Annotated in this window: 11 protein-coding genes and 1 pseudogene; 11 read left to right on the forward strand and 1 reads right to left on the reverse strand. The window is 41.1% G+C overall.

The window, feature by feature from the left end; all coding sequences use genetic code 11:
* Nucleotides 1-336 precede the first annotated feature (336 nt).
* From QZ488_RS10045 to QZ488_RS10085, 9 genes are all read left to right on the forward strand, one after another.
* Nucleotides 337-1,293, forward strand: coding sequence for a MoxR family ATPase (locus tag QZ488_RS10045; RefSeq protein ID WP_293748175.1), 957 nt, complete (start codon nucleotides 337-339; stop codon nucleotides 1,291-1,293).
* Between the two features lie 24 nt (nucleotides 1,294-1,317).
* The gene (locus QZ488_RS10050) at nucleotides 1,318-2,277 is read left to right on the forward strand and encodes a DUF58 domain-containing protein (RefSeq protein WP_293748177.1); all 960 of its coding nucleotides are present in this window, start codon (nucleotides 1,318-1,320) and stop codon (nucleotides 2,275-2,277) included.
* Nucleotides 2,274-2,777: a DUF4381 domain-containing protein gene (locus QZ488_RS10055; RefSeq protein ID WP_293748179.1), complete on the forward strand. Its 504-nt coding sequence runs from the start codon at nucleotides 2,274-2,276 to the stop codon at nucleotides 2,775-2,777. Before QZ488_RS10050 ends, QZ488_RS10055 begins: the two co-directional genes overlap by 4 nt.
* Nucleotides 2,770-3,768: a VWA domain-containing protein gene (locus QZ488_RS10060; protein ID WP_293748181.1), complete on the forward strand. Its 999-nt coding sequence runs from the start codon at nucleotides 2,770-2,772 to the stop codon at nucleotides 3,766-3,768. Before QZ488_RS10055 ends, QZ488_RS10060 begins: the two co-directional genes overlap by 8 nt.
* Nucleotides 3,765-5,642, forward strand: a complete 1,878-nt coding sequence (locus QZ488_RS10065) for a VWA domain-containing protein (RefSeq protein WP_293748183.1) — start codon at nucleotides 3,765-3,767, stop codon at nucleotides 5,640-5,642. Before QZ488_RS10060 ends, QZ488_RS10065 begins: the two co-directional genes overlap by 4 nt.
* Before the next feature lie 2 nt (nucleotides 5,643-5,644).
* A complete protein-coding gene (locus tag QZ488_RS10070) occupies nucleotides 5,645-7,363 on the forward strand; it encodes a BatD family protein (protein WP_293748185.1) in 1,719 nt (572 codons plus the stop codon).
* Between the two features lie 138 nt (nucleotides 7,364-7,501).
* On the forward strand, nucleotides 7,502-8,059 hold the full coding sequence (locus tag QZ488_RS10075) for a sigma-70 family RNA polymerase sigma factor (protein WP_293748187.1): 558 nt from the start codon (nucleotides 7,502-7,504) through the stop codon (nucleotides 8,057-8,059).
* Nucleotides 8,052-8,759: a DUF3379 domain-containing protein gene (locus QZ488_RS10080; protein ID WP_293748189.1), complete on the forward strand. Its 708-nt coding sequence runs from the start codon at nucleotides 8,052-8,054 to the stop codon at nucleotides 8,757-8,759. The genes QZ488_RS10075 and QZ488_RS10080 overlap by 8 nt, the downstream gene beginning before the upstream one ends.
* Before the next feature lie 212 nt (nucleotides 8,760-8,971).
* Nucleotides 8,972-10,366: a serpin family protein gene (locus tag QZ488_RS10085; protein WP_293748191.1), complete on the forward strand. Its 1,395-nt coding sequence runs from the start codon at nucleotides 8,972-8,974 to the stop codon at nucleotides 10,364-10,366.
* A 506-nt stretch (nucleotides 10,367-10,872) separates the two neighbouring features.
* On the opposite strand, the gene QZ488_RS10090 is transcribed toward QZ488_RS10085, so the two are convergent.
* On the reverse strand, nucleotides 10,873-11,310 hold the full coding sequence (locus tag QZ488_RS10090) for a GNAT family N-acetyltransferase (protein WP_293748193.1): 438 nt from the start codon (nucleotides 11,308-11,310) through the stop codon (nucleotides 10,873-10,875).
* Between the two features lie 98 nt (nucleotides 11,311-11,408).
* On the opposite strand from QZ488_RS10090, the gene putP reads away from it, so the two are divergent.
* Nucleotides 11,409-12,923: a sodium/proline symporter PutP gene (putP, locus tag QZ488_RS10095; protein ID WP_293748195.1), complete on the forward strand. Its 1,515-nt coding sequence runs from the start codon at nucleotides 11,409-11,411 to the stop codon at nucleotides 12,921-12,923.
* 194 nt (nucleotides 12,924-13,117) lie between these two features.
* Nucleotides 13,118-13,228, forward strand: a pseudogene (locus QZ488_RS10100) (sulfate adenylyltransferase small subunit); the annotation flags it as partial.

Genomic DNA, 13,228 nt, shown 5'->3' on the forward strand with positions numbered 1-13,228 from the left:
TCAAGGCACCCTTAAATCCTATATTCTTATTTGCACTATAAATTGCTATGTTACCTTGGTAATCCAGAAGTGTAGATGGCATATCAAGATCTCCCCAACTTACCCATTTTTTTTATGCAACGGCTTTGTGGCAATAGCTATATTAATTTTTTTGCGAGACTGAGGTTTTTTAAAGCTTTGTAACATTGTTTTTCTATAGGGGAACCTTATATCGGTTAGCATAGTCAGTAATCTGGGTTGTTAATCTACATTTGTTAGTAACCCAACCCAATATTGATTCAACTTAAATTGAAAAATTTCTGAATATTCAAAAATTAGAAGGAAGTATTTAACACTATGGCAGCCGCACAATTTAAACAATTACAAGCCTATTTAGACAGCCAAGTGGTGGGTCAACAAACTCTGACACAGAATATTTTAGTCGCGCTATTAGCGGATGGACATTTGTTAGTAGAAGGTCCACCAGGCTTAGCAAAAACGCGAGCTGTTAATGCTCTGGCGAATGGCCTAGAGGGTGATTTTCATCGCGTGCAGTTTACCCCCGATTTATTACCTGCTGATTTGACCGGTACAGATATATATCGTCCCGAAAATGGTAGTTTTGTTTTTCAAAAAGGGCCTCTTTTTCATAATCTTGTATTGGCTGATGAAATAAACCGAGCGCCCGCTAAGGTGCAATCTGCGTTACTTGAGGCTATGGCAGAAAGACAAATCACCGTAGGCAATACCACCTATGCGCTACCAGAACTATTTTTGGTTATGGCCACACAAAACCCAATTGAGCAGGAAGGTACCTATCCTTTACCAGAAGCGCAGCTTGACCGTTTCTTGATGCATTTGGAAATCGATTACCCAGGCGCTGAAACTGAATTAGATATTTTGCGCCTAACCCGCAACGAAGCCATGCATGCAACACCTGTTACTCCACCCAATTTAAGTCAAACTGATATTTTCAACGCCCGTCAAGACGTATTAAAAATTCACTTAGATGAAGCCTTAGAGCAATACCTAGTGCAGTTAATTATTGCCACTCGCGAGCCAGAACGCTACGACTCAGACTTAGCCAATTGGATTGAATTTGGTGCCAGTCCTCGTGCCACTATTGCTTTGGATAAATGCGCTCGTGCCCATGCGTGGTTAGTGGGCAGAGACTTTGTCGGTCCAGATAATATTCAAGCTGTATTTCATAACGTATTACGTCACAGAGTGTTGTTAAGTTATGAAGCAGAAGCTGAAGGAGTCGATACAAATCAGGTATTAGACAAGATAATGCAGCTAGTGGCTGTTCCTTAAACGATCTAAGTTAAAGGAAGCAGTATGCAAGACATTGCAAAATGGTTAGTTAAATACCACAGCGACGGTGTGAACCTTGGAATAAAAGAACTTATTCACTATCAAGGTAAAACATCGTTATTGAACCTGTCACCACGTAAAACGGTGCAAGCCAAACTTGCTGGGGCCTATTTGGCGAAAACCAAAGGCCGTGGCATGGAGTTTGACGAGGCCCGGCATTATCAAGCTGGAGATGACATTCGCGCCATCGATTGGCGCGTGACCGCTCGCACCGGTAAAACTCACACCAAGCTGTATCGAGAAGAAAAAGAACGTCCGGTTTTTGTACTCACCGACTTGTCCTCTAGTATGCAATTTGGTACACAGTTTTTATTTAAATCAGTACAAGCGGCGCATTTAAGTGCCTTGATTGCGTGGTCAGCCAGAAAGCGCGGTGATCGCATTGGTGGTTTAGTATTTAATCAACATCAACATATGGAATGTAAACCCTTTACTCGGCAAAAAGCGGTGTTATCACTACTAAACAGCATGATAAAGGTGCAACAAGGGTCGCAAGACTCAGGTCAAAATCAAGAACAAATCACCCTTGGTAATGCATGTGCAAGGTTACGCAGGCTGGCTCATCCGGGAAGTTTAATCTTTATAATTAGCGACTTCAGTCAATTAGACGATATCGCTACACAACACATCGCTCAGCTCAGTAAACATTGTGAGGTTATTGCTCATCCTATTAGCGACCCATTTGAGCACCAGTTACCCAAAGTTAATATGAGCCAAAGGGTAACCTTGAGTGATGGACACAGCAGACAACAAATAGTACTAGGCGAAAAAGACACTGAAATGCAATACAGCAATCAACACCAAGCGCATTTTGATAAAATTGAAAACACCCTAAAACAATGTAAGGCACAGGTTCTACAAATTGATGCTGGCCAGCCCCTAGAATTGCAGTTAGATCGTTTTTCTGGGAGAAAAAGCAGATGAATCCACTTCAAGATCTAAAGGACATTCGCACACCAGCAATAATCGAAAGCTGGCCACCCGCCTATGGATGGTGGTTACTCCTTGCTTTGGTTTTGTTAGTCATAAGTATGTTAACCATTTGGATCATCAAAGCTCGAAAAGTAAGACGAGCTAAACGCCAAGCTTTGCAAGCCCTACAACAAATAGACGGCTCTAACTTGAGCAGTGCATCACAACTGAACCAATTATTAAAACGTGTAGCAATGACCTATTTCCCCCAACAAAATATCCAAGAAATGCACGGACAAAAGTGGAGCGAATTTTTAGTCAAAACACTACCCGACAAAAAAGCGAAAGACGTGTCTGAGTCGTTTGAGCTAATGCAACAATCATTGTACCAAGCACACACCTCAGAAAATGTGGATTTCCCACGGGACTACAAGTCTGTTGAAACGTGGATTAAGCATGCCCTGCCCCCACGCAAAAATACTATTCACCAATTGGAGCAAAACAATGCTTGAATTTGAATGGATGTGGGTATTATTTTTGTTGCCTTTGCCTCTTTTGGCGTTATTGCTTCCCAGTAAAAAACAAGGCCAAGAGGCGGCATTGCGTGTGCCTAGCCTAACCCAAGGAATTGAAGCAAAAAGCCAACATAAAGGCACTAAAAAGCTGGGTTTGTTATTGGCTACGATAGCGTGGATTGCCCTCATATTGGCTACTGCTCGGCCTCAATGGTTAGGTGAGCCTGTTAGTATTCCAGCCGAAGGGCGAGACTTAATGATAGCGGTTGATTTATCTGGCAGCATGAAAATTGATGACATGCAGGTCAATGGTCGCCAAGTAGATCGTCTGAAAATGATCAAATATGTTCTGAGTGATTTTATCAAACGTAGAGTTGGCGACAGATTAGGTTTAATTTTGTTTGCTGACACGGCCTATTTGCAAGCACCACTCACTTACGATAGAGAAACAGTTGAACAATTACTCAACGAGTCTTTAATTGGTTTAGTGGGTGAACAAACGGCTATTGGTGATGCAATTGGCCTAGCCATAAAACGATTTGAAACACGTAAAGAATCAAATAAAGTATTGATATTGCTGACCGATGGTCAGAATACAGCAGGAAATATCACCCCAGAACAAGCTAACGAATTAGCGGTTAACAATGGCGTGACTATCTACACCATAGGCGTAGGTGCTGACAAAATGTTAGTCCAAAGCTTCTTTGGTAATAGGCAAGTTAATCCTTCACAAGACTTAGACGAAGGCATGTTAACTGACATTGCCACGTCTACTGGTGGGCAATACTTTAGAGCAAGAGACGCAGAGTCACTCAAACAAATCTACGCCACACTCGACGAACTTGAACCCATCGCCAGAGAAAGCAAACAAATGCGACCTTTACAGGCCTTGTACTATTACCCCCTAGGCTTAGCGTTATTGATTACATTTTTAATGGGCTTAGTACCTTTGATTAAACAGTTTTGGTTAAAGGAGGCGACAAAATGATTGAATCTTTTGCACAATTTACTGAATTCCATTTTATTCGCCCGCATTGGTTATGGTTGATCATTCCACTGTTGATAATGGTCGCGTTAATTCGTTATGTGCATAAACAACAATCGGGTTGGCAATCGGTGCTTGCCAGTCACTTATATCAGCATTTGATCACAACAGCTGGCATCAAAAAAGTCCGCCCGCCTTTATTTTTACTAGGGTTTTGTTGGGTTATTGCCACCATCGCATTGGCTGGGCCCACGTGGGAAAGATTACCGCAGCCGGTTTATCAGTTAAATACTGGCAAGGTAGTACTAATTGATATGTCGCTCTCTATGCGAGCAACGGATGTTAAACCTGACAGACTCACCCGAGCTAAATACAAAGCCATCGATTTAGTCAATGCCATTACTGAAGGCGAAACAGGTTTAGTGGCCTATGCTGGTGATGCTTTCACTATCAGCCCTTTGAGTTCAGATGCGCAAAACCTTACCACTCTGATCCCTAGCCTAACGCCAGAAATAATGCCAATAGCAGGCAGCGATCCGGCTTTGGGATTACAAGCAGCCACTGAGTTACTGAGTAATGCGGGGTATCAACAAGGAGAAATATTTTGGGTCACCGACGGCATTAACAATCAACAAATGAAAGAAGTCAGTGAAATATTAAATGATTCAAAGTTCCGCTTATCAGTGCTTGCAGTTGGAACAGAAGAAGGTGCCCCTATTCAACTGACCAATGGAGAGTTGTTAAAGGACAGTCGAGGGGCGATTGTGGTGCCAAAACTGACTGTAAACAACTTAACCTCTTTAAGTAACATTGGCGGTGGTAGATATGCGCCTATGCAGTCTGACGACAGTGATATCAACTATTTAGTAGAGCAAACGTTGATTGAACAAGACCAAGATGACAACGAGCAAAGCGAACCTGAAAACTTTGGCGATAAGTGGCACGAAATGGGCCCCTATTTACTGCTACTAATCCTTCCGTTTGCCGCCTACAGTTTTAGGCGGGGTATTATAACGGTAATGCTAATAGGCGTATTACTGCCTACCTATTCTCCCGAAGTCCGCGCTGATTGGTGGCAAGACATGTGGAAGACATCTGATCAACAAGGGATGCAAGCATATAATAAAAATGAGTACGAACAGGCAGCCAATACCTTTGATGACACGTTATGGCAAGGTACGGCTCATTATAAAAATGAAGATTACCAAGCTGCTTTAGAGTCGTTTGCACAGGTTGACCCTAGCGATAAACGTTATACCGATGCCACTTATAATGCGGGTAATGCGTTGGCTCAATTAGGTGAAATAGACCAAGCAATCGCGGCCTATGACAAAGTATTAGAACAACAGCCAGAGCATGAAGAAGCGTTAGCCAATAAATCGCTACTCGAAAGGCTCAAAAACCAACAAGAACAACAGCAACAAGATCAGTCTGGCGAGCAGTCCGAAGAAAACCAAGATGGGCAGCAACAAGACGAACAACAAGAGGGTCAACAAAACGAGCAGGGACAAGAAGGTGAACAGTCTGAAGACAGCCAACAAGGAGACAATTCAGAACAAAGTGAGTCACAACCTGAAGAATCTGAACAACAAAGCCAAGCTGAAAAAGAGCAGCAGGAACAACAAGAAGCAGAACAACAGCAAGCCGAGCAAGCTGAAGCAGATAAACAAAAATCAGAACAAGAGCAAGAAGCTCAAGCCCTTCAACGAGGCGAAGAAGAGTTGACCGATGAACAACGAGAGCAAATGCAACGTATGCAAAACTTGCTTAATCGGGTACCGGACGATCCTGCATTTTTATTGAAGCGTAAAATGCAAATTGAATCACAACGTCGTAAAAGAGAAAGATTGCCAACACATATACAGGGGAACTGGTAGTAGTGAGTATCTCAAAAATGCAAAAATTAATAGTCTGCTTAAGTTTATTTATGCTAACAAGTTTGGTTCGCGCGCAATCAATTGAAGTGACCGCTTCCGTTGACAAAAATCCAGTAATGGAGGGCGAATCATTTATTCTATCTGTGGTGGCGAACGGTGACGTAAAAAGAGATGCATTTGATGCCTCTATTTTGATGAAAGACTTTGTAGTAGGTCGCACATCTGTCAGTTCGCAAACAAAAATGGTCAATTTCGACACCACCAGAAGCACTACATGGTCAACGATTCTCATTCCGCAAACTAAAGGCCGTTACACCATTCCTAGTTTTAACGTAGATGGAGTGATTACAAAACCAATTGAGGTGTTAGTGGTACCCGCGTCAGCCAGTGCGACGTCAAGTGGGCGAGATCTATTTATTACAACCAAAGTTGATGTTGAAAAAGCCTATTTACAGCAACAAATTCGTTACACGGTCAAATTGCATTTAGGTAAAGACTTACAAAGAGGCAGTTTAACCAGTCCAACATTAGAAAATGCCGACATTAGGCAAATAGGTAAAGACAAAGAATATGACGAGGTTATTGATGGCCGCCGGTACCGTATTATCGAACGATCCTTCGCTATCATTGCCCAGCAAAGTGGCACGTTTACCATAGAAGGTCCTTTATTTGAGGGCGAAGTAATTGATAATTCAAGGCAAAGTTTTGGCTTTTTTAATCGCAGCAAGGCAGTAAATAGAGTTGGCCCTAGCCAGAGTATTACCGTATTACCTATCCCAAGTAACTATGATCAACATTGGTTACCCAGTGACTTTGTGCAGCTAGACGACGAATGGCAAGGCAATACCAGAGAGTTTATTGCCGGAGAACCCATCACTCGAACGATTACCCTAACCGCAATAGGTGTGGTCGAGGAACAACTGCCTGAAATTAGCAGTATTTACCCTGAGTCGGTGAAAACTTACCCAGACCAAGCCGAAACAACAACAGTTGAAAAAGACGATACGTTGGTCGCCCAGCGCAAAGAAAGTATTGCCATCATCCCCAGTCAAGCTGGCCCACTGGTGATCCCAGAAGTGAGGATCCCTTGGTTTAATACCATCACGCAAAAAACTGAATATGCTATTTTAGCTGAAAAGACACTACAAATATTACCTGCGGCAATACAACCAACCAGCGCTATTCCCGTAAGCCCAACGGCTCAAACGGCGCCTGAAGTGACACCACAAGAGCCAATACAAACAGCTGTCAATAACCAAGCTATTAACATGCCTCAATATTGGATTTGGTTAACTGTCGCTTTGTTAATCTTATGGGTGATGACTTTAATCTTGTGGTGGAAACACGTTTCGAGTTTAAAAGCGGCGACTAATCAGCAGAACAATTCTGCTGTTAGGTACACACAAAGTGAACAGGCTTTATGGGCGTCCTTAGAAAAAGCTATCAATAAAAACATACATACTGATATTCAAAAATATCTCTCTCTATGGCTAGGGCACTACGTTCAAGACAAACAAGCACCTTTAGCACAAAGCTTAAAAGTGATTGATAATCAGTCTTTGGATGCCGCTGTTAATGCCCTTTTGGCATCACGTTATGCCAAACGGCAAAACCAGTGGCAAAGCACAGAACTACAGCAAATATTGCGTAAAATGCGTAAAAGCGGCAGTATCAAAAAACAGACAAAACATAACTTGTCGCCTCTGTACCCAAATTCATAAAAGCTGGCCAATTGTTTCGGCCAGTACGAGTTTATTTGTAGGTCGTTAGAAAGCGACACACCCACATCCTAAAAGTTACAAAAGTAACTCTGTTGGGTACGCAACAAAACACAAGCCAAAGTGATAGTGGAATTATAAATGTTTTCGCGAAAGCAAAATACACAAGCCTCGGTCTCTAGTGACATGGCAAATAAACAAAAGCGTTATGAAGTGTTAGTACTGGCTCTTCATACTGACATATTCCGTTACGCCTATTGGCTTGTGAAAGACAAAGCGGTAGCGGAAGACATAGTACAAGAGACCTTTCTTCGCGCATGGAAGTCTTTGGATTCACTCAAAGATGAAAAAGCCGCGAAGTCGTGGTTAATCACCATATTGCGCCGCGAGAATGCTAGGCGTTTTGAACGTAAACAATTTGACCTAGTTGATATTGATGATGTCTCGGTGATTGATGATCAGCTAACGAATGAAGTCGAAATTGAGCACAGAGAGTTACGCGCAATTATGGCGTCGTTGAGTGAAGAATACAGAGAACCACTAATGTTACAGATAGTTTTTGGCTACAGCGGTGATGAAATCGCCCAGCAGCTAAATTTAAACAAAAACACCGTGATGACACGATTATTCAGAGCACGTAATCAAGTCAAAGAAGCGTTAGATAAATCCAATGAAAATAGGGGGCGTAAAAATGGATGAATTAGAGTTTCGTCGTAGCTTATACGCTGACCCCAATTCTACAGATGAACGGGTATTAGCCGCTATCGCTAGCGACCCTAAAAAGCAGGAATTCAGCCAAGAATTAAAAGACCTAGACAAAAGCATGCAACAGGCCAGTCAAGTAGAAGTACCTGGTGATCTCGTGAACAAGCTGTTACTACGTCAAACGATGCAATCACATAGGGCGAGTAAAGTACGTAATCGTATACAGCTTGCTATGGCTGCATCTGTCGCATTTGTGGTGGGCGTAAGCTTTACCATGTGGCAGCAACAAAGTTTGTTGAATATAGCCGATCAAGCCATAGCTCATGTGTATCAAGAAGGTAGTTATGCTTTAGATGCCCAAGACAATGTGTCACTGCAGCAAGTGAATGCAAAACTGGCTCAGTTTGGTGGTGAGTTCACAGAAGAATTAGGCCAAGTGTACTACGCCAACTTTTGTGACTTCGAAAACGTCAGAAGCTTACACATGGTGATGCAAGGCGAAAATGGCAAAGTATCAGTATTCGTGATCCCTCACGACGACACCCACAATGCCAAAAGCTCAGCCAACGGCCGCGGATACCAAAGCCAAGCCATGGACGTCAATCGCGCAAGTATTGTAGTGGTCGGTGAAGAAGGCGCTAATGTGCAAAAAATGAAAGAACAGCTTAAACGGAAGATACATTTTTCTGCTTAACTTTTGCTAGTAATTCAAACTAAAAATGCCTCCAAACGGAGGCATTTTTGATTACCAAATTAAGAAACGCATTAACTAGTTTACTTCAAAGATCTCAACACCATTCTACACAGTCTAAATGGATATATTTTTATGCTTCAGATAGAATAAAAAACAATGGTGTTTAGTTTTCTAATTAGCAAATTGATTTGAGTATTTAATAAAGGAATATTATGAAAAAGACGATTGTTTATTTAGCTATTGCGTTACAAGTTGTTGCATGTGGTACAGGAGATACTCCAGAGACAAAAACTGTTTCAGAGTCTTTCAGTAATACTCCAGAAAATGATGTTGTTACTAACACAAGTTTTTCTACACCTGCAGTGCGGTCCAGTCAATTGGCTAATCAGCAAGACACAGATAAATGGAAAGACCAAGTTAACTTGTTCTCTTTTGAAAGTTTTCAATCAGGTTCTGCATCTAAAAATTTTTTAAGCTCTCCCTATAACGAGTTGTCGCTATTTGCATTAACGTCAGCGGCGGCTAACAACAACAGTCTTAGTGAAATAAATGAATATTTTGGATATTTAAATCCAACTGGGTTCACTGAGCAACAACAATTTTTTAGAGTTTTCAATACTTTAGAACAAAATTTAACCCTTTCTGCGAGTAACTCTAAGCAATCATTTCAATCAGTTAATACTATGTGGGGCCAACAAACTTATGCATTTTCTGCTGAATTTTTAGCTCAAAGTGCGACATATTTTGGCACTGAATTATTTTCAATTGATACGGATAAAGATCTACAACTATTTAGTGACAGCTACATACAGCAATTAGCAAAAGTCACTGGTGAATTTTTACCATCAGAAACAGACAGTTTTATTAGGCCAAACGACTCAGTCTTGCTTATAAGTAACATGAGTTTTTTAGAAACAAGCTGGAAAACTCCATTTGATCCACAACAGACCAAATTGGGTGAATTTAAATTACTGGATCAGTCGATTATTGACGTGCCACTAATGCATATTGAGCTAGATACACATTATTACACTGATGACAAAGGCACTTTTATCACTTTGCCATCCAGTGATCCTGAGTGGTCATTCTTTTTATACTCAGCACATGACATTGATGAACATCGAGCGAATAAAAACAACATGACCTTAGAACAACTGAATCACATGAAAAGCAACAGTTATTTAACTCAAGTAAAAATTTCTATGCCTTCGTTTTCAATTGCTCTAAAGGCTACAGGCTTAGACAGCTCAATGGAAATATTTGATAAAGATAACGCCGACATATCCAACTTATCGGCAAATGCACAGCGTGATTTATATGCCAACATATACAATGGGCAAAGTTTGCTAGTTATTAACGAACAGGGCATAAAAATAGCGGGAGAATCATTTGTTAATTTAAAACAAAAACCATTACCCGTTTTTGTTGAGCAAAACTCCAGTTATGGACTTTTCATAACCAATAACGTGAACACTGATTTTTTAATTTTTTTGATTGAAGAAGAGGTAATAGTTGAATTCAATCACCCCTTTATTTATTTTGTCTTTCACAACCCAACTGGCACATTAATGTACTCAGGTAACCTTGTTGATCCAACAAAAGATTAATAAATTGGAGCTCTGATATCAACACAACAATGACAACTGTTCGCTGAATCGCTACTTCAATAGTTGACCTTCACACGACTCAAAAACATGTATTGCATAAACAATCATCCCTTCAAGCTCCACTAAAATGACTTCCCTGTCATTTGCCCCAAGAATAAGCCATTTTTAGCTGAATCTTTAAAGGCCGGAAAAATAAGTGGCGGAGCCACCAAAGCGATATCGGCGAAGCCGATGCGTTTGTCTTTTGACGTACCCTCGCATGTATGTTCGCCAATTATTGCTGATATTTAGTAGGTCAATTTACATAGATGTAAATTGAGTCGTAGAGTGCCGGGAGCACATTACGACGACCTGCTAAATAGCAGCAATAATTGGATGAAGAACATAGTTTGGCGAGCGGGCTTTTTTGCTTACTTTTTTTGCCTGCAGAAAAAAAGTAAGTCATTTGGCAGGGATGCCAATTGAACAACTGCATGAATGCAGTAAGCGTCAGCGCATGGTGCCCGCTAGGGCATATAAACCATCCCTACATGCATAATCCCACCATCATCATAAACCTCCCCAAACTCAACAAACCCCAACTGCTGATAAAACTCAGCGGCATCAATCTGTGAAGAAAGAGTAATTTTCGCTTCAGGATATTCACCCTGAATATCCTGAAGCATAGTGACAAGCAAAGATTTACCCAGCCCAAGTCCCCTAGCCTGCTGCGCCAACACCACTCTTTCAATTTTGACTTCATCATTCAGTGGAATATAACGATATCGGGCATAGGCTATTAAGCGGTCTTGTGGATCACACTCCAAGAAATGAATGGCTTCTTGGTCATAATCATCAAGATCACAGTAAATACTATTTTGCTCCACAATAAATACTTGCTGACGCAGTTTCAGTAGGGCGTAAAGCTCTTCTTTAGTTAATTGACCAAAGGTTTTTGTATACATATTGGCATCTGACTAGCGAATTGTTGATTCAGTTGTTAGCATACGACACCATCTAAAAACTTCATATCTTTTCGTCACTTACTTCTAAGGAAGCTTCAATGGACCCCTACACATTTATATCTATCGGCCTGTATTTTTTGGTCATGCTTGGCATTGGTTTATATTCGTTTAAACAATCCAGCTCAGACGTTGAAGGTTATATGTTGGGTGGCAGAAGCTTAAGTCCAAAAGTAACAGCCCTTTCTGCTGGTGCATCGGATATGAGTGGCTGGATGTTGATGGGCTTACCTGGTGCAATGTATGTATCCGGACTTTCTAGTGCTTGGATTGCCATAGGTTTGGCAATTGGCGCTTATCTCAATTATTTATGGGTAGCTCCTCGTTTGCGTGTTTACACCGAATTGGCAAAAAACGCGCTAACTATTCCTGATTATTTTGCAAACCGTTTTAACGACACAAGCCATAGCTTAAGGCTAATTTCTTCAATAGTGATTGTGATATTTTTCACCTTATATACTTCATCTGGCGTAGTAGCCGGTGGCAAATTATTTGAGTCATCATTTGGTTTAAGTTATGAAATGGGGTTGTATGTCACTGCTGGCGTTGTTGTAGCTTATACCCTATTGGGTGGGTTTATGGCGGTCAGTATTACTGACTTTGTGCAAGGTTGTATTATGTTTGTATCTTTGGTTTTAGTGCCTGTTGTAGTGTTATTTGATTTAGGTGGGTTCAGCGGCGCTGCGACACAACTGGCGACATATGACGCTGACTTTTTAGATTTATTTATTAACGCGTCCACCGGGCAAGCGATGACAGCTATAGGCATCATATCGTTATTGTCTTGGGGCTTAGGTTATTTTGGTCAACCCCACATTATTGTACGATTTATGGCGATACGCTCGGTAAATGATATTAAAACGGCGCGCAGAATTGGTATCAGTTGGATGCTCATTTCTATTTCAGGGGCCCTTGCCACTGGTTTATTAGGCCTAGCCTATGTGACCAAAACCCAAGGAGCTATGCAAGACCCAGAAACCATCTTCATTTACCTCTCACAAATACTTTTTCATCCTCTAATTAGTGGCTTTTTGTTAGGCGCTATATTGGCCGCAATCATGAGTACTATTTCTTCACAACTATTAGTCACCTCGAGTTCTTTAACCGGTGATTTTTATCAAGCATTTTTACGTAAAGACGCCAGTCAGAAAGAACTAGTTACCGCAGGTAGAGTATCAGTAGCATTAGTGGCTTTAGTGGCAATTTATTTAGCATATGATCGCAATAGCACCATTCTTGATTTAGTGAGTAATGCATGGGCTGGGTTTGGTGCGGCTTTTGGCCCTTTAGTGTTGATTAGCCTGGTTTGGAAACGGATGACCAAATTATCGGCAATATTAGGCATGTTGTCCGGCGCAATTACGGTATTAATATGGATTTATGCGCCAATCACCATAAACGGCCAAATGTTGAGTGCGTGGATCTATGAAATTGTTCCGGGCTTTTTAGTCGCTAGCTTCACTATTATTATTGTCAGCTTGTTAGGTAAGCAAGATGACAAACTAGTAGCAGATACATTCGACAAAGTGCAACACACACTTGACCAACTTGAATAGTAGGTTAAACCAAATAGCATAAAGAATTGGTCACTCAGAAAGAACGATTCTTTAAGCTTATTGGTGTTGTGTTTTCCTTCATGTCATTTATGACTGTGATAGCACAAATAAGAATACAGATACCCTTCTATTTTTGTTATTGTTCTACCAATAGAACTTTTTAATATAAACATACAACTTTGCGTGAGAAAGCCATGTCTAACTCGATCCCAACCGTATCCCATCTAAAGCAACTTGAAGCTGAAAGTATTCATATTTTTCGCGAAGTGGCGGCTGAATTCGATAACCCAGTGATGTTATATTCT

The sequence above is a fragment of the uncultured Paraglaciecola sp. genome (assembly GCF_913020055.1).
GTDB lineage: Bacteria > Pseudomonadota > Gammaproteobacteria > Enterobacterales > Alteromonadaceae > Paraglaciecola.